18 protein-coding genes are annotated in these 17,027 nt (G+C 73.3%); 9 read left to right on the forward strand and 9 right to left on the reverse strand.

Annotation, left to right across the window (positions count from 1 at the left end):
* Window positions 1–639 carry a hypothetical protein gene (locus ACOJVX_RS01195; protein WP_026417660.1) on the forward strand — a complete coding sequence of 213 codons (639 nt, stop codon included), beginning with the start codon at window positions 1–3 and terminating at the stop codon, window positions 637–639.
* A 49-nt stretch (window positions 640–688) separates the two neighbouring features.
* Window positions 689–2,395 (forward strand): hypothetical protein, encoded by a 1,707-nt coding sequence (locus tag ACOJVX_RS01200; protein WP_422647176.1) that lies wholly within the window; start codon window positions 689–691, stop codon window positions 2,393–2,395.
* 19 nt (window positions 2,396–2,414) lie between these two features.
* Here ACOJVX_RS01200 and ACOJVX_RS01205 read toward each other — a convergent pair whose 3' ends face one another.
* Complete coding sequence (locus tag ACOJVX_RS01205) at window positions 2,415–3,338, reverse strand: Gfo/Idh/MocA family protein (protein ID WP_026417659.1); 924 nt, start codon at window positions 3,336–3,338, stop codon at window positions 2,415–2,417.
* Between the two features lie 135 nt (window positions 3,339–3,473).
* On the reverse strand, window positions 3,474–3,911 hold the full coding sequence (locus ACOJVX_RS01210) for a hypothetical protein (protein ID WP_418154562.1): 438 nt from the start codon (window positions 3,909–3,911) through the stop codon (window positions 3,474–3,476).
* A 53-nt stretch (window positions 3,912–3,964) separates the two neighbouring features.
* On the opposite strand from ACOJVX_RS01210, the gene ACOJVX_RS01215 reads away from it, so the two are divergent.
* Window positions 3,965–4,873 (forward strand): NUDIX hydrolase, encoded by a 909-nt coding sequence (locus tag ACOJVX_RS01215; protein WP_026417657.1) that lies wholly within the window; start codon window positions 3,965–3,967, stop codon window positions 4,871–4,873.
* A complete protein-coding gene (locus ACOJVX_RS01220; protein ID WP_026417656.1) occupies window positions 4,870–5,679 on the forward strand; it encodes an MBL fold metallo-hydrolase in 810 nt (269 codons plus the stop codon). Before ACOJVX_RS01215 ends, ACOJVX_RS01220 begins: the two co-directional genes overlap by 4 nt.
* Before the next feature lie 23 nt (window positions 5,680–5,702).
* Here the strand turns inward: ACOJVX_RS01220 and dnaN are convergent, their stop codons facing one another.
* The 4 genes from dnaN to ACOJVX_RS01240 form a co-directional block, all read right to left on the reverse strand.
* Window positions 5,703–6,842: a DNA polymerase III subunit beta gene (dnaN, locus tag ACOJVX_RS01225; protein ID WP_418154560.1), complete on the reverse strand. Its 1,140-nt coding sequence runs from the start codon at window positions 6,840–6,842 to the stop codon at window positions 5,703–5,705.
* Between the two features lie 54 nt (window positions 6,843–6,896).
* Window positions 6,897–8,204 (reverse strand): MFS transporter, encoded by a 1,308-nt coding sequence (locus tag ACOJVX_RS01230; RefSeq protein ID WP_422647177.1) that lies wholly within the window; start codon window positions 8,202–8,204, stop codon window positions 6,897–6,899.
* 774 nt (window positions 8,205–8,978) lie between these two features.
* A complete protein-coding gene (locus ACOJVX_RS01235; RefSeq protein WP_016700099.1) occupies window positions 8,979–9,653 on the reverse strand; it encodes a Crp/Fnr family transcriptional regulator in 675 nt (224 codons plus the stop codon).
* A gap of 92 nt (window positions 9,654–9,745) precedes the next feature.
* Entirely contained in the window at window positions 9,746–10,000 is a 255-nt protein-coding gene (locus tag ACOJVX_RS01240) for a hypothetical protein (RefSeq protein WP_026417654.1), read from the reverse strand.
* Window positions 10,001–10,318: 318 nt separating this feature from the next.
* Between ACOJVX_RS01240 and nth the strand changes: the two genes are divergently transcribed.
* Genes nth through ACOJVX_RS01260 form a run of 4 tightly spaced genes read left to right on the forward strand, consistent with a single transcriptional unit; the run spans window position 10,319 to window position 13,582 of the window.
* Window positions 10,319–11,098, forward strand: a complete 780-nt coding sequence (gene nth / locus ACOJVX_RS01245) for an endonuclease III (protein ID WP_245588722.1) — start codon at window positions 10,319–10,321, stop codon at window positions 11,096–11,098.
* Window positions 11,095–11,658, forward strand: coding sequence for a TlpA family protein disulfide reductase (locus ACOJVX_RS01250; protein ID WP_026417653.1), 564 nt, complete (start codon window positions 11,095–11,097; stop codon window positions 11,656–11,658). Before nth ends, ACOJVX_RS01250 begins: the two co-directional genes overlap by 4 nt.
* On the forward strand, window positions 11,655–12,401 hold the full coding sequence (locus ACOJVX_RS01255; protein WP_422647178.1) for an NUDIX hydrolase: 747 nt from the start codon (window positions 11,655–11,657) through the stop codon (window positions 12,399–12,401). Before ACOJVX_RS01250 ends, ACOJVX_RS01255 begins: the two co-directional genes overlap by 4 nt.
* Window positions 12,398–13,582 carry a MarP family serine protease gene (locus ACOJVX_RS01260; RefSeq protein WP_026417651.1) on the forward strand — a complete coding sequence of 395 codons (1,185 nt, stop codon included), beginning with the start codon at window positions 12,398–12,400 and terminating at the stop codon, window positions 13,580–13,582. The genes ACOJVX_RS01255 and ACOJVX_RS01260 overlap by 4 nt, the downstream gene beginning before the upstream one ends.
* A gap of 55 nt (window positions 13,583–13,637) precedes the next feature.
* Here ACOJVX_RS01260 and ACOJVX_RS01265 read toward each other — a convergent pair whose 3' ends face one another.
* Complete coding sequence (locus ACOJVX_RS01265; RefSeq protein ID WP_026417650.1) at window positions 13,638–14,594, reverse strand: alpha/beta fold hydrolase; 957 nt, start codon at window positions 14,592–14,594, stop codon at window positions 13,638–13,640.
* Between the two features lie 12 nt (window positions 14,595–14,606).
* Window positions 14,607–15,119: a phage holin family protein gene (locus ACOJVX_RS01270; RefSeq protein ID WP_030226157.1), complete on the reverse strand. Its 513-nt coding sequence runs from the start codon at window positions 15,117–15,119 to the stop codon at window positions 14,607–14,609.
* Window positions 15,120–15,278: 159 nt separating this feature from the next.
* On the opposite strand from ACOJVX_RS01270, the gene ACOJVX_RS01275 reads away from it, so the two are divergent.
* Window positions 15,279–16,046, forward strand: coding sequence for a sulfite exporter TauE/SafE family protein (locus tag ACOJVX_RS01275; RefSeq protein ID WP_422647179.1), 768 nt, complete (start codon window positions 15,279–15,281; stop codon window positions 16,044–16,046).
* A gap of 6 nt (window positions 16,047–16,052) precedes the next feature.
* On the opposite strand, the gene ACOJVX_RS01280 is transcribed toward ACOJVX_RS01275, so the two are convergent.
* Entirely contained in the window at window positions 16,053–16,793 is a 741-nt protein-coding gene (locus tag ACOJVX_RS01280) for a hypothetical protein (RefSeq protein ID WP_026417649.1), read from the reverse strand.
* Window positions 16,794–17,027: the final 234 nt, after the last annotated feature.

Below are 17,027 nucleotides of genomic sequence, written 5' to 3' on the forward strand. Positions count from 1 at the left end.
ATGGGGCGCGACATGCGGGATCTCCGCCACGAACTGCTGCTCAGGTTGGCCGGGCGACTGCCCGACCGACAGCTCTGGCGGTTCCGCGACTGGCTGGCCGGTGACGCCGACGCGGTACTCGCCAGGACGCTGCCCCGCGCGCTGGCGCACGGCAGGCTGGGACTGACCGACCACGAGCACGAGCTCCTCGCCGAGGGTTTCCTGCCCGCCGGTGCCGACCCCGTGCTCGTGGCCGCCATCCCGGCCCTCGCCGAGGAGCCAGAACCCGCGCACGTCTTCGGGGTCTCCCCGGCGGCCGTCAGCGACGTGCCGGTGGAGGTCCCCCACGGAGCGGACTCGACGCCGGTGGTTCTCGGAGCCATGCTCCGCGGCCGCCCCGGCGTCCGCGAGGTCCGGTTCGCCTGGCGGGCACCCGTCACGGGCGGCCCACCCCGGCGAGTGCTCCTCGTGAGCGCCGAGACCGGACGGATCGGCCTGACCGCCGAGTTGCAGCGCGTGTTGCGGGCACTCGGCGAACGCGAACCGCGTGTCGAGGTCGTCCCTCCGTCGATGACCCTGACCGCCTACCACCGGGCCGCCTGGGTCGGGTCAGAACCGGTGGTCACCGGCCTGAACCACGGGCAGTTAGCCCACGTCTGAGCTTGCTTGACGCCCGTCCGCCGGCGGCGGGTCGGAAGGAGAGAACGGCATGGCGGAGGCCACGCGGAACGGCGACGACCAGGACCGTCGCGTCCCGACTCGACTGCACGACCTGCTGCTGGGGCTCGCGGGGAGGATCGACGACGAGTCGCTGACGGACGCAAGGGAGTTCCTGGCGCTCGCCGAACCGGACCAGGCCGCGGAACTGGTCGTCGGCGCCCTGGTCGCCGGTGACGTCGCACTGCCAGCCGCGACCAGGGCCGAGCTGGCGGACCTGCTGGTCGAGGTGCGGTCGGACGCCGCGCTGGCCGACAGGGTGCGGGAGCTGGGCGACGAAGGGGTCGGTGCCCACCGGTTCGTCCAGGACAACGCCCCGGAACGCGGGGTCGGGCAGGCCGTCGCCGGCCTCGGCCGTCGGTTGTCGGCGGTGAGTTCCCTGCGGTGCGCCTGGCGGGTCACACCGGCCGGGGCCGCGCCGATGGGTACTCCGCAACGGGTCGTGGTCGTCGAGTCCACCGACGCGGCCGTCGCCCCCGCCACCGCGTTCCAGGTCGCGCGGGCACTCGACGCGGCGGACCTGCCCGCGACCGTCGAGGTCCTGTTACCAGGAAGGCCGGTCCCCGAGTACCAGCGGGCCGCCTCGGACGCCGGGGTCCTCGTCGACCTGAACGGTCACGCGCGTCCCGGCCCCGACGGTGGGCGCGAACCCGAGCGGGGCGCGGGGCCGGGCCCCGACCGCGAGCGGCCCCCGGCGGAGCGCGAGGCCGGCGGCACCCGCACCACCACCGACGAGGAGCCGGCCCCCGCCGAGGCGCACGCCGGTCGTCGACGGCGACCGGACTCCGAGGAGGCGGCTCCTGCTGGCCGGAAGGACGACCAGGGCGTCGCGGGTGAGCCACCACGGCCGGAGGCGGCCCCTTCCGCGCCCCGGTCTCCGCGACGCGGCCCGGACACCGCGCCGTCCGGCGCGGACCAGCAGGTCACCGAGCCCGTGGGCGAGGTGGTCGCGGAGGACCGTCGCCCGCCCCGCCCACCCCGAGGGCGTCGCTACCCGGCCACCACGGTCCCCGAGGCGACACCGGAACTGTCCGACGAGGACGTTCCGGGAGAGGCGGACACCCCGGAACGGGCCGCCCCGAGGCTCGCCGAGAACGTCCGGGTGCTCCGACCGGCCAGGGACGGCTCCGGGCGAACGCCGTCCAGGGGCCGGGGAGGTCGCCCCGGGGACGAGGCCACCGACCAGGAGGGCTCCACGGCCGCGAACGAGAGGACGCCGGCCCCGGAGCAGCCCGCTCGCCGCCCCGAGCGGGCGAGCCGGCCCGCGCCCCGGCCGGAGGACGTCGGCCCGGTCCGCCCCGATACCGACCCAGCCCCCGACCACGGGCAGGCGCAGGCCGCGACTCCCGTGTCCAGCGGCCAGCCCCGCGCCGCCGCCGGTGCGCCGACCGCCGACCGGGCGGTGCCGGGCCCGGAACGGCCTCCGGGGGACGAGGGCAAGCTGAACGGCAGGGAACGGGACCTCCTCCGGCAGCTGCACGAGGAACTGGCCGAACGGGACCACGAGGGCACGGCGACGGGCCAGCCGAGTTCGGAGGCCGCGCGAACCCCCGCGCCCAGGCGCGCGGTGTCCGCGCCGAGCAACGTCGAACAGACCGGGCCCATCAGCCGCCTTTCCGCCAGTGCTGGTGGCCACCCCACCTCTGGGCCACAACGGCCCTACACCAACGGGCATCCACCGTTCCCGCCGACCGCCTGAGCAGCCGGCGGAGCGGCCGTCAGGCCGGGGTGCCGAGCCGTACCCCGGACGGTGAGCCGGCCAGCGAGGTGGCGGCGGCGAGCACGCGTTGCAGGTGCAGTCCTCGGGCCACGTCGCAGGGGTGCTCCCGGGCTCCGCTGTGCACCATGGCCACGAAGTCGTCGAGCATCGAGGCGTAGCAGTCCGCCCGGGAGGTCTCCGGCGCTCCCAGCGCCCGGAGGCCACCACCGCCGAAGACCGACACGTCGGTGACGGTCGGCCTCGCGGGGAAGCGCAGCGACAGCGACAGCGTGCTCGTCACGCCGCCCTCGTGGCCGAGCACGAGCTGCCAGAGGTCGTCGGGGGAGCGGTGGGCGGCGAGGACCTCCACCACCGGGCCGAGCGCCGCGTCCACGAGGTCCACGGCGTGCGGCCCCACATCGAGCAGCCCGCCGTCCTCGTGACGCCACGAGGATCCCGTGTTGCCGTCGTCCAGGAGCGCGCCGGACAGCCAGGTGACCGAGCCACCGGCCCACCCGCCACCGTCCTGGAGGCCGGCGAGCCACTCGCGGGTCTCCGGGGCGAACCGGCGGGTCAGCATCACCAGGGAGCACACCTCGCGACGGCGGACCTCCTCCGCGAGACGCGAGGCGGACGCCAGATCGGCGGCGAGCGGTTTCTCCAGGATGACGTGCCTGCCGGCCGACGCGGCACTGGTCGCGAGCCCGGCCTGGACGGACGGGGGTACCGCGAAGGCGACCACGTCGACGCTGGCCACGAGTTCCTCTGGGCTGGACATCACCTCGGCGGAGTACGGCGCGGCCAGCTCGGCGGCGGCGTCGGGCCGTCGGGACCACACCGCGACGAGACGGGTCCCCGGGTGGTCGTCGATCCCCGGGGCGTGCGTCGTCCTGGCCCACCGGCCGGCCCCGACCAGACCGACCCGCAGTTGATCCTCCACCACTGGGGCCGGGGCCTTGGCGTCCAGTGGTCCGTCGTCGTGGGCTGGAGAAGTAGGCACGACACCATCTTTCCCGCTCCACCCCGGACGCCAACCATGATCCGACTGATCCGAGGCCCGGTTCAGTCGGAAGGATCATCACTCCAAGATCAGGGGAACCCGGATCTCCACACCGTCGGCGAGGCCGACGAGCACCGAGCCCTCGTTCCACGCCACCCGCCACGGACCCGCCGCCACCGAGCTCGAGGGCACCGGCACGGCGCGCAGGACGGTGTCCGCCCCGTCGTGCCGGTCCACGAGCACCACCTCCGCTTCCTCGGACGAGAACAGGGTCGCCGGTCGCTCCCGCAGCTCGACCACGAGTGATGACCGCCCGGTGGCCGCGGCGACCTCGGGCGGGGCGGTGTCGGAGGCGGGTGCGCGCCCGCCGTGGGGTACCGCCAGCAGCAGGAGGAGCACCCCGGTGCCGACCGTCCCGGCGATGACCCCGAGCACCAGGGTCAACAGCGGCACCAGGCACCCCCGGACCCGCCGTCCGTCCACAGCTGGCTCCACCCGTTCCTCCTCGTGACGCACCAGCTCATTCTCGCGTGGTTCCCCCACGAGGGCCGGGCGCCTAGGGTGGCACCGTGCCCCCGCTGCCAGAACCGTTCGACCTGCCGCCGGAGCTGGTCGACTCGCTCTCCGCCGTCCCGGGGCGCCCACCCGCCACGCCGAGGGACTCGGCGAGCGTCGTGCTCGTGCGCGACCACCCAGCGGGCGGTGTCGAGGTGTTCCTGATGCGCAGGGCAGCCACCATGGCCTTCGCCCCGGGCATGACCGTCTTCCCCGGCGGATCCGTCGACGGCAGGGACCGGGTCGGGGGCGCGGTCCGGGCACATTGGGCGGGCCCCGCGCCGGAGTGGTGGGCCGAGCGCTTCGGCTGCGCGCCCGACCTCGCCGCCGCACTGGTCAGCGCGGCGGTCCGCGAGACCTTCGAGGAAACCGGTGTGCTGCTCGCGGGAGCCGACGACCGCGATGTCGTCAGGGACGCGGGCCGGTACTCGTCGGCGAGGCCGCTCCTCGAGAGCGGCGCCCTCTCCCTCGGGGAGTTCCTCGCGGCCAACGAGCTCGTGCTGCGCGCCGACCTCCTCACTCCCTGGGCGAACTGGGTGACGCCCGAGGTGGAGGCGCGTCGCCACGACACCCGGTTCTTCCTCGCCGAACTACCACCCGGACAACGAGCTGACGGCAGGACCTCGGAGGCCGTCCAGGCGAGGTGGCTGACCCCGGCGGCCGCGTTGGAGGAGTGGCGTCAGGGCGACCGCGCCCTGCTCCCCCCTACCTGGGTGACCCTGTCCGAACTCGCCGACCAGGACAGCGTGTCCTCGGCACGTCGGACCCCCCGCGTGATCGGCCGCACCGTTCCCCGCATCATCCGTGAGGGCGGCCGGCTGCGAGTGGTGGTGCCGGAACCGTCCGAAGGGGGGCCGGGCCGTCACGAGGCGGGGCGGGCCCCCACGGTCCGGGACGAGCGAGCGGATGGGGGGCCGTCGTGACCGAACCGCGTGGTGGTGACCTCCCGAGCGACGCGCACCCGGCGTACGGGAGACGGCGGGACGTGGCGGACGTGGCCTCGGTGTGGCTCGCGAACAACCCCTCGGCCATGACCCTGGAGGGCACCAACACCTGGGTCCTCCGGGCCCCTGGCGCGACGGGTCGGGTCGTCGTCGACCCGGGACCGGACGACGAGGAGCACCTCCGCCGGGTCGGTGAGGAAGGCCCCGTCGAACTCGTCCTGCTCACCCACGGGCACCACGACCACAGCGCGGGGCTGGCCCGGTTCGCCGACCTGGTCGGCGCGCCCTCGGCCGCGATCGACCCGCGCTGGTCGTCCGGAGAACCACTCGTCGACGGCGCGGTGCTCGACGTGGCCGGCCTGCGGCTGGAGGTGCTCCACACCCCGGGCCACACCGACGACTCGGCGTGCTTCCTCGTCCACGGCGGAGCGGGTCCGGTGGTGCTCACCGGGGACACGGTGCTGGGGCGGGGGACGACGGTGCTGACGGGGAGCCTCCGTGACTACCTCACCACCCTCCGAGGGCTGGCCCGGGTCCCCGCCGGAACCCGTCTGTTGCCAGGGCACGGTGCGGAGTTGCCCGATGCGGCCGCGACGGCCCGCGACTACCTCGCGCACCGCGAACGTCGGCTGGACCAGGTGCGCGCCGCCCGCGCTCGGCTGGGCGCGACGGCCACCCCCGTGGAGGTGGTGGCCGCCGTCTACCCCGACCTCGACCCGGCGCTGTCGTTCGCCGCGGAGCAGTCCGTCCGGGCGCAGCTCGCGTACCTGGACGAGGAGGGCTGACCACCCCGGCGCGGTCGCCGTCCTCAGCCCCGGGGGGATGGTGGTCGGGTGGGGGCGACGAGGTGGGTCACCGCCACACCGTCATCGCCAGGGTCCGCCGTGAGCACGGATCCCCGCCGTTCGTGGGCGGGGACGCGCAGTTCGACGACGCGGCCCGTGAAGCCGCGCAGCGCGTCCACCAGGTGCCGGGCCTGGTAGGTGCGGGAGATCCGGTTGCCGGCCACGTCGGCCTTCACGGTCTCCTCCGACTCGCCGATGGTCGGATCGCTGCCCAGGACTCGGACACCGCCGTCCTCGGCGACGAGGGTGAGGAGCCCGCGCCCTCCACCGAAGGTGGCCGCGCGCCGCACCGCCGCGGTCAACTCGTCCGCGTCCGCCCGCAGCACGCAGTCGACATCGGACGGGAACAGCCGGTCCGAGTTGGGGAACGGTGTGGCGAGCAGCGCCGTGGTGACGAGGGTGCCCTCCCACGACAGCGCGAAGCGGTCGGTGTCGGCTCGCAGATCGACCTCGCCCGACCGGGGGAGCTGCCTGGACAACTCCGCCAGGAGGGCGGCGGGGACCAGGACGTCCAGGTCGGCAGCGTCCTCCGCCGGGCCGGGGAGGGGGATCTCCGCCTTCGCGAGTCGGAACCGGTCGCTGGCGAGCAGCGCGAGGACGCCGTCCTCGACCGAGAGCCGCACGCCGGTGAAGACGGGCAGCGCGTCGTCACGCGACGCCGCCGCCGCGACGACCGCCAGCGGCCCGCGCAGCGCGGCCGAGGGCACGGACAGCCGGTGCGGAGGTGAGGGCGCCAGCCCCGGGTGCGCCGCGAGATCCATCATGGGAAGGGCGAACCGCGCCCGACCAGCGCGGACCGCGAGGCGGGACCCCTCGACGACCAGGCGGACCTCCGGTTCGGCCAGGGACCGCAACGTCTCGGCCAGGGGACGGGCGGGTACCAGGACCGAACCCTCGGAACCCACCAGGCCGTCCAGGTCCGCCTGGAACCCGCGCTCGTGGTCGGAGGAGGCGACCCGTACCCCGGTCGCGGAGGCCACGACCACCACGCCACCGAGCACGGGATCGGTCAGGCGCCCGGGCAGGAGCCGGACCAGCTCGGCCAGGCGAGTCGCCAGCGGTGTGGTTGGCACTGTGGCGTCGAGATCCAGGTGGGCGGTCATGCCGGCAACCTAGTGGTCTCCTCCGACAGTTCCGGCGCACGTAGCCGTGTGGGTTCAGGTGGCCGAGCTGGCCGCGTGGGAGTCGGCGGTGGGGCGGGGCGTCCTCCCGTCGTCGTCCGGCTCCCTCTCCTCGGCGGCGACGGTGCCGCGGAACAGGAACACCAGGCCCGCGATCACGACTCCGCAACCGGCCGCCGCGAGGAAGGCCTGGGGCACGCCCACGTTCTCGACCAGCTGGCCGCTGATCGACTGCCCGAGCCCGATGCCGACGGTCACCGAGGTGATCACCCATCCGAACGCCTCGGCGGCCTTGTCCGACGGCGCGACCGCCTCGACCGCGAGCGAGTGGGCCATCGACTGCGGAGTGACCAGCGCGCCGACGACGAACATCACGGCGGCCAGCCCCGCCAACGTCACCGGAACGGCCAGCAGGGTCGTCAGCACGGCGAACCCGCCGAGGAGCACCGGCAGGCGGAGGTGGAGGGGGCGTGGCCACGGGCGGAGCCCGTACAGGAGGCCGAAGACCACGGAGCTGACGGACCAGAGGCTCAACAGGAGCCCGCCGATGGCGGGGTGACCGGCCTCGGTGGCGGCGGCTGGGACGGCGACCTCGACGAACCCGATGACCACACCGAAGCCGAGGACGGCGAGCGCCACGGTCCGCATGCCCGGGACGGCGAAGGCTCCCAGCAGGTGGGCGAGCCGGGACCCGCCGTCAGTCCGGGCCGAGGTGCGCTTCGCCCGGGGCTCCGGGCGCCAGGAGCGGACGGTGGTGGTGAGGGCGAACCCGGTGCTGCCCCCGACCATCGCCACCGTTCCCACGACGAGACCGGTCCCCGGCCAGGGTGATGCCGCGAGCAGCCCCGCCAGGCCCGGGCCGAGGATGAAGAACACCTCCACGCTGATGGCCTCGTAGGAGAGCGCCGCCGTGCGGGCGGGGCCCGGCGGCAGGAGCCTGCGCCAGAGGGCGCGGGACGCCGTTCCGAGCTGGGGTTCGGACAGTCCGATGCACAGGGCCAGCGCCACCAGGGCCGGCACCGGCGCCGAGGACTCGACCAGGGCGATCTGCCCGCAGACGAGGACGACGAACACCGAGCTGATCGTCAACAGGGGCCGGGTCGGCCCCAACCGGTCGACGATCCGGCCCTGGACCACCGAGCCGAACGCGACGCCGAACAGGGTGGCCGCGGACACGAGCCCGGCGATGGCGAAGGAACCGGTCCGGTCGCGGACGTAGAACAGGATGGACATGCCGATCATGGCGATCGGCAGCCGTCCGACGAGTGAGGTGATGACCGGCCATCTGGCCGCGGGGGTGCTGAGGGCCGCGCGGTAGTCCGCGAGGGAGGCCGAGTGCGACACGGGCCCAGTCTGCGCTCTTTGGTACGGGAGTACCAATCCGTTTTTCGGGTGTGTTGTGTCACCAGGACGGCCTAGACTGAGTGTGGTCGAGCCGTCACGGCCCACTCGTCGGACGCGGGTGGTCCCGGTTCACCAGTCAGGTCATCACTCTTGGTATCGAAGTGCTTGCTCTCTTCGTGGCCGGTAATCGGCGCGGGCGAGTTCAGCGTTACTCTTGGCTACGGGAGTGTGAGTTAGGTTTCAGCTTGGTAACACTGCCGAGCGAATCGTGGAGGGGTAGGCAACGCGGGGAACCCCGTATCCGTCTACCTCGTAGATGTTCCGTTCTCCACGGACGCCATCCGTGGAGGGCAGCGACACTGAGTACAGTGTTGGTGACGGTGGGATGTTGACGGAAGCGGTCGGGGCCGTGACCGTGCCGAGTGAGGCGAAATCCCCCCGTCACGTGAACTGACTCCTCCGGAGATGCGGATCGGGGCCGTGGCCGGAGGGTGGGAAGGTGTGGCCGTCGGGGGACGTGCTACGCCAACGACGGAAGGGTCGGAGCGCCGCGTCGGGGGCGGCGCCCGACCCTTCCGTCGTCTCTCACGTACTGGGCACCCACGGTCATGGCGAAACCCTTCGATGCGTGTTTCGAAGGAACCGGATCTGGTGCCGGCGTCAGACCGGCGGCGCCGAGCCTCCGATGGGCGTGCCGGGGCACGCCACCACTGGGAGTCCCGGGCCTGGAACGTGCGGAGCCACACGTCCCACGGGTGACGGTCGCGTCCTGGGTCAGCGGGCCCGTCGAGCCAGCCGCTCCGGGTCCAGGATCAGCACGCTCTTGCCCTCCAACCGCAGCCAGCCGCGGTGGGCGAAGTCGGCCAGGGCCTTGTTCACCGTCTCGCGGGAAGCTCCGACCAGCTGGGCGATCTCCTCCTGGGTGAGGTCGTGCGTCACCCGGAGCAGGCCCGCCTCCTGGCTGCCGAAGCGCTGCGCCAGCTGGAGCAGCGCCTTGGCGACCCGGCCGGGTACGTCGGTGAAGATCAGGTCGGCCAGCATGTTGTTCGTGCGCCGCAGTCGCCTCGCCAGCACCCGCAGGAGCTGCTCGGCGATCTCCGGACGCTTGCTGATCCACTCCCGGAGCGCGGGGCGGTCCATGCTGAGCGCTCTGACCTCGGTGACCGTGGTCGCCGTCGACGTCCTCGGCCCCGGGTCGAAGATCGACAACTCACCGAACATGTCGGACGGCCCCATGATGGCCAGCAGGTTCTCCCTGCCGTCCGGGGACTTGCGCCCGACCTTGACCTTGCCGGACTGGATTATGTAGAGCCGGTCGCCGGGCTCACCTTCTGTGAAGATCACATGGCCGCGTGGGAAGTCCACGGGCTCCAGTGTCTGAGTCAGCGCCTCGATGGCCGCCGGCTCGACACCCTGGAAGATCCCAGCGCGTGCCAGGGTCTCGTCCACCTCATCCCTCCTGTTGAGAGGCGGCGGCAGCCCGTGACTGGGTACCCCTCGTTACGAATACCTGATGGGTGCCGCCGATCGCTCCTTGCAGTCTAAGACGGGCGGCGTGATCTGCGTGGACGCAGCCTTCCCGCGCGCCCCGAGCGGCGCAGCCGGAAGAGTTCGAGCGCCCGCCCGATGCCCTGCTTGAACAGCGCCCGCACCTCGTCCGGGCGAGCGTTCTCCAGCAACTCCTCGACGTCGTTCTCCTGAACGACCCCGTGGCGGATTCCCTTCTCGACGCGCTCCATGAAGAGCGCGAAGAGCATGATCACAACGGGGACGGCGATGACGAACCAGGCAGTCATGATGTGTCCGATGGTGGCGCATCACGGTGGGTGGCGGCGCCCGGGGTCATGGGTGACCCCGGTAGCCCTTTCGGAATACCCTCGACCTCTCCTCGTCCAGGCTAGGGGTGAGGAGGTGGGCACGCGAACCGATCAGCGGAGCGGGCCGCCGCCGCTGGTACCGACGCGACCGACCACCGACCCGCCTCTCGGCGGGGAACCGCCGTCCCCGGCGGCCGCCGCCCGTACCCTGTGGGAGTGCCGTCCCCCGCGAAGTCCTCCGCGCCCCCCGGCCGTGCCGGTGAGACCCGGCTCGCCCTGGTCCGCCGGGCGAGGCGCATGGACCGCACCCTGCGGACGGCCTATCCGGACGCGCACTGCGAACTGGACTTCACCACCCCGCTCGAACTCGCGGTCGCCACGATCCTGTCGGCCCAGTGCACCGACCGGCGGGTCAACGAGGTGACGCCGGCGCTCTTCCGCCGCTACCGGTCGGCTGCTGACTACGCGGCGGCGGACCGGACCGAGCTGGAGGAGTTGATCCGTCCGACCGGCTTCTTCCGGAACAAGGCGTCGGCGTTGATGGGGCTGGGCGCCTCCGTGGTCGAGCGGCACGGGGGCGAGGTGCCGCGCACCCTGCCGGACCTCGTCGCACTGCCCGGCATCGGCCGGAAGACCGCCAACGTCATCCTCGGGGACGCCTTCGGGATCCCGGGGATCACGGTCGACACCCACTTCGGCCGGCTCACCCGCCGGTGGGGCTGGACGAACCAGAACGACCCGGTCAAGGTCGAACACGAGGTCGGAGAGCTCATCCCCAGGCGGGACTGGACCATGCTGTCCCACCGGGTGATCTTCCACGGTCGCCGCGTGTGCCACTCCAGGACGCCCGCCTGCGGAGCCTGCCTCCTGGCCAGGGACTGCCCCTCGTTCGGGGCCGGACCGACGGACCCCCTGCTGGCTGAGCGGCTGGTCCGGGGCCCCGAAGCCCCCCGACTGCTCCGGCTGGCCGGCGTCCCGGGACACGAGGGCACTCCCGACGAGCCGGCGGGAACCAGCGGCGCGTCGGGTCCCGGTGCCGCTGGACCCACGCCGCCGGCCCAGGGGGGACGGACGTGAGGTCCAGCGTCAGGTGGACCGTCGTCGTGGTGGTCCTCGCGGTCGCGGGCATCGTCGCGCTCTGGCCGAGGGAGGGGGACACCCTCCCCCCGACGGCCTCCGACGACGCCACCGACCCCGCCGTGGCGACCACGCTCAACGCGCTCGACGTGGTTCCGGTGACCCCGCACGACGGGGGTGAGCGGGGTGACCTCGCCGCCGTGGTGGGGGAGGGACCCGCGCTGGTCAACCTCTGGGCCACCTGGTGCGGGCCCTGCGTGGACGAGCTACCGGTCCTCGACGAGTACGCGGCGGGCCAGGACGCCGTCCCCGTGTTCGGGGTGCAGGTGCAGAGCGACCGGGACGCGGGTAGACGGATGCTCGACGAACTCGGGGTGGGCTTCCCGACGGTGCACGAGGACGGGGACCAGCTCCGACGCCTGGTCCGGGCCCCCGTCATGCCGACCAGCTTCGTGGTGGATGCTGCCGGCGACATCCACCGGGTCGAGCCACCCCGCGCGTTCGCCAGCGTCGACGAGGTGGAGCAGGCGGTGCGGAGCTATCTGGGGGGAGGCCGATGACCGAGCGAGCGAGCGTTCACGGCGATCTGGGGCGGGGCGGAGCGTTGGTCGATCCGCGCAGCACGCCACCCTGGCTCGGCCCACTGGTCGCGGCCAGCGACCACATGGAGTCACCGTCGCCGACGGCGGGTGGTGGCGTCGCGGAGAGCGTCCGACCCGCCGCGGTGCTGGTGCTGTTCGGGGAGGACGGCAGCCCGCTGGGCCCGGGTCCGGACCTGCTGTTGTTGCGCAGGGCTGACGGACTGACCCATCACCCCGGCCAGGTCGGTTTCCCCGGTGGAGTCGCCGAGGACGGCGACGACGGACCCGTGGCGGTGGCCATTCGGGAGGCGGAGGAGGAGGTCGGTCTCCACCGCGCCGGGGTGCGTCCGGTGGCGTTGTTGCCGGAGCTCTACATCCAACGGTCGAAGTTCAGGGTGACACCGGTGATCGCGCACTGGCGGCAGCCCTCGCCGGTGCGGCCGGTCGACCTCGCGGAGACCTCCGCCGTCGCCCGGGTCCCCGTCCGCTACCTGGCCGACCCGGGCAACCGCTTCCAGGTCCGGCACCCCTCGGGATACGTGGGCCCCGCCTTCGCCGTGCCGGGGATGTTGGTCTGGGGGTTCACCGCCGGGCTGATCTCCAGCCTGCTCTCCGTCGGTGAGTGGGCGGAACCGTGGGACGCCACTGACATCCGGGATCTGGCGGATGCCTGGCAGGCGGTGGAGGCTCCGGCCGGGGCTGGCGGGACGGTCGGCGAGTGAACTGGGTCGACGCGGCCGTCCTGGTCGCCGTCGTGCTCGGCGCCATCTCGGGGGTCCGGCACGGCATGGCGGTGGCGATCTGCGCTGGCCTCGGTGTCGCCGGAGGCGCCGTCGGGGGCCTCATGCTGGCGCCCTGGGTCGCCGACCAGTTGGAGGGGCCGTCCGTCCAGCTCGCGGTGGCCCTGAGCATCCTGTTCAGCCTGGTCGTCATCGGGCAGCTCGCCGGCGTGTACGTGGGCAGGAGCATCAAGCGGAGGTTGGGGCACTCCCGGCTGAGCCGCGTCGACAACTTCCTCGGTGGCGTCGTCCAGGGCCTGATGGTCGTCCTGGTGGCCTGGCTCGTCGCCCTCCCGATCACCTCGGCGGCATCCGTGCCCTGGCTGGCGGCCGCGGTCAAGGAGTCCCGGGTGCTCGGGACCGTCGACGACGTGATGCCACCCGAGGCGAAGGGGCTCCCCAACGAACTCGGACGGCTCTTCGCCTTCTCCGGGTTCCCGCACGTCCTCGACCCGTTCTCCCGAACCCCGGCGGCGGAGGTCGACCCACCCGACCCGGAACTCCAGGCGAGCGCCACGGTGCGACGGGTCAGGGAGAGCGTGGTTCGCGTGCACGGCCAGGCGAGGAGCTGCCAGCGCCTGCTCAACGGCAGCGGGTTCGTGGTCGCACCGCACCGCGTGATGACCAACGCGCACGTGGTCGCCGGCGCGGACCAGGTGACGGTGGAGGTGGAGCGGGCGAGCCTGCGGGCCACCGTCGTCCTGTACGACCCGAGCCGGGACGTGGCGGTGCTCGATGTCCCCGACCTGTACGCCGAACCACTCGACTTCGCCCCGGACCCCGCGGCGACCGGCGACGGGGGGATCGTGCTCGGCTACCCGTTGGGCGGCCCCTACACGGCGAGCGCAGCCCGGATCCGGCAGCGGATGACCCTGACCGGCCCGGACATCTACGACCAGAACACGGTCGAACGGGAGATCTACACGGTCAGGTCAGCCGTGCGCAGCGGGAACTCGGGAGGACCGCTCGTCGACCCGGACGGACGGGTCCTGGGCGTCGTGTTCGGAGCCGCGGCCGACCAGAGCGAGACCGGGTACGTGCTCACCAACGCCGAGATCGACGAGGACGTCCGGACGGCCACCGGTCTGACCGACGAGGTCCCGACAGGTGAGTGCTCCGCCTAGGTGATCCGCCCCGGCCACCCTCGGCGAGGTCAGGACCGAACCCGCCCGTGACGGATCAGGCCGTCACCCGCGTGAGGAAGCGGACGAGCAGGTCGTTGACCCGGTCCGGGGACTCGTGGTGGGGGAAGTGGCCGACGCCGGGCAGTTCCACGCGCTGCGATCTCGGCCCCGTCCAGGGGCTGGACCTGGCGGCCGTCGCGGGGAGGAAACACGGGTCGAGCCGCCCGTGCACCTGGAGGACCGGAACCGTGGCCCGCCGGTCGACGGCCTCGGCGAAGTGCCGCCCGTCGGATCGGAACTGGGAACGCACGCTCCAGCGGTAGTACTCCATCGCCGAGTGCGCCACCCCGGGGATGAGCATCGCGGTCCGGTGCGTGCGCGCCACCTCCGCGAAGTCCGACGTCTGCCGCCAGTCCGGCCCCGACCACCCCCGCAGCAGTGCCTCGACCTGGCTCGCGGCGTTCCTGGTCAGCCGCGTCTCGGGGAGGCGGGGCAGTTGCGCGGCGAAGAGGTGCCGCGCACTCCGGGCCTGGGCGCGGGCGGTTCGCCGCAACGGTCGGGTCAGCCCGAGCCAGATCGCCCGCCGCAACGCCAGGGGATGCGCGCCACCGAGGACCGTGATCGAGTTGACCAGCCTCGGGTGCAGGGCCGAGAGCGTCCACGCCAACATGCCGCCCCAGGCGTGCCCCACCAGGTGCGCTCGCTGCTCACCCAGCGCCTTGACCAACCCGGCGACGTCACCGGCCAGCGTCCAGCCGTCATACCCCCTGGGGGGCTTGTCGGAGTCGCCGTAGCCGCGCAGGTCGACGGCGACCGCCCGGTAACCGGCCTCAGCGAGCGCGGTGAGTTGCCCTCGCCAGGCCCACCAGAACTCGGGGAAACCGTGCAGCAGGAGGACCAGGGGCCCCTCACCGAGCTCGGCGACGTGCAGGCGGATCCCGTTGGCCGAGACGTCGTGGTGCGCCCACGGGCCGGCGAGCCGGGCGGTGGACGGGTCGGGTGGCAGGCTCACCGTGGCGGTTGCTCAGCCGGTCCGGTCCGGGTCGCCGCCGTCGAGGCGGTCCCGGTGGCCGCTGAAACCAGCGGCTGTCTCCCGCACCGTGCTGATGGTTCGTTCGGGCTTGCGGATGCTGCGGACCCGGCGGTATCCCTTGTAGGCGAGGAAGCCGGCGACCAACAGCATCAGCAGGAAGACGATTCCGAAACCCGCCCACCGGGGCAGCCACACCGCCAGCAGCTCGGCGAACGTGAAGAACAGGAAGAAGGAGCTGAAGGCGAGGACGGTGAGGGCCAGCACGAAGTAGACGCTGCCCCGCAGGCCCTTCTTGACCTCGGCCGTGATCTCCTGTTTCGCCAGCTCGACTTCGGCCCTGATCAGGGTGGACATGTGAACGGTGGCCTGGCGGACCAGGTTGCCGATCGACTTCTCCCCGGCGGCTCCGTCGGTGCGGTCGTCCTCGGACAGCGGGATCGAGGGGATGGGTGGTGTCCCCTCTCCGTCCCAGCGTCCGTTGCTGTGGTGTCCGGCGCTGCTCACCGCGTCATGGTGCCATGTCGCCGGACACCCGCACGCGCGACACGGGTGATCTCCACCTGGGCCCGTTGGCGCTCCGCCGGACGGCCGAAGCGGAACCGCCGAGGTGAGCTAGGTAATCGTTGCCCCCGGAGAGCGGGGCGGCCGGCGTATGTTGCTCGGGTGTCTGAGAACGCCGCTGACGAGAGAACGCTGGACGGGGTGCCCTGGGCGAAGCTGGTGATCATCGGACTGGTCGCGGGCGCGCTGTCGGGGCTGTTCGGACTCGGCGGTGGCGTGGCGATCGTTCCGCTGCTGGTCACCCTGGTCGGATTCGACCAGCGGCAGGCCGTGGCCACCTCGTTGCTCGCGCTGGCCCCGCTGTCGGTCGCCGGGGCCGCGTCCTACGCGTGGCACGGCCAGGTCAACCTGCTGTTGAACCGGGCGCCGCTCGCCCTGCTGAGGTGGGCCTACGCGGTCGTGTCCATCTGCACCGCCGTCTACCTGTTGGTCGGGCCGGCGCCCCAGGTGTCCTCGGACGTCGGGCCCGGGTGGCCGCTGCTGTGGCTGCTGCCGATCGGGCTGGCCATCGGCGTGCTCTCGGCACTGACCGGTATCGGGGGCGGGGCCATCATGGTTCCGGTGATGCAGCTGGGGTTCGCCGCGCCCGCGGCGATGGCCAAGGGGACCTCGCTGCTCGTGATCACCCCGACCTCGATCCTGGGCGGGGCGCGCGCCCTGCGCAAGGGGAACGGATCGCTGCGCGCGTCCTTGTGGATCGGCTGCTCCGGGGTGTTGGCCACCGTCGCCGCCAGCCAGTGGTCGGTGGTGATGGACCAACGGCTGTCCGACCGGCTCTTCGCCGCGCTGTTGGTCTTCGTGGCCCTCAAGACCGTCTGGGGGGACCTGCGGGCGCTCCTGCGGCGGCGCCCCCCGCGCTCGGGCCGCTGACCCGGGTCAGCCCGCGAGCGCGTCCGCGATCGCGTTCGCCTCGGTGGCCCCGGTGGTGAGCGCCGCACAGCAGTGCTGGATCCACCGGCCGACCGCCTCCGGGTCGCCGCTGGCGAACCCCTCGGCCGCCGAACGGTAGTCGTCGCGCCGGCGGAGGAACGCCACCTCGGGCACGACCAGGCCCTTCGGGTCCAGGCCGGTCGCGATGGCGGTGAGCCGAGCCGCCGCCCTGGCCACCAGGCCGTCCGCCGAACCGAACGGTCGCAGCGCCAGCAGCTCGCCGTGCACGACCGCGACCAGGACCGGAGCTGGCGCCCGCGTGCCACCGGCCACCAGCTCGGCGAGCAGCGTCAGCCGGTCCGTGGCACCAGCGTCGGCGCGCGGCCGGCCCAGTCCCGCGCGGCCAGCGTCGTCGACGAGGTCGGCGGCCGCGAGCACGTGCATCCGCGCCAGCACCTGGCCTGGCGCCCGCTGCCACGTGGGGAGGAGGCCTCCCAGCGCCTCGGCCAGCCGGAGGGAGCCCGCCAGCACCGGATCGCTGACCGCACCGGAGTCGGGAAGCGTGACGGCGGCTCCCTCGATCCCCGCCGAGGCGCGGGCAGCCCGCACGGAGGCCTCCGCGCCCGTGGTGGCCCAGCCACGTCGGTTCGCGGGGTGGCGGTGCACCGCGTCGACGTCGGCGCGAGCACGCCGCACGGCCTCCTCCACGCCGGGAAGGCCGAGCAGCGGGGCGAGGGGGTCGGTCATGAGGCGGACAGTACCCAACCGGTGGGCACCGCGACACCAGCCGGCGCCGCCCCCGGTTGGCGACCACCACCGTCCGGGCGGACATCCGGGTCGCCACCCGGACGGGGGAGGTGGGGGCGTCCTGGCGCCGCCGCGGAGCTCGCGCGGACTCCCCGGCTCGGACCTCGGGCTGCTACCCAGAAGGCCGCCCGACGTCTACGGTCACCCTCACATGATGATGTAGACCACGCAGGG

Source organism: Actinoalloteichus caeruleus (assembly GCF_049311605.1).
In the GTDB taxonomy this organism is placed as follows: domain Bacteria; phylum Actinomycetota; class Actinomycetes; order Mycobacteriales; family Pseudonocardiaceae; genus Actinoalloteichus_B; species Actinoalloteichus_B caeruleus.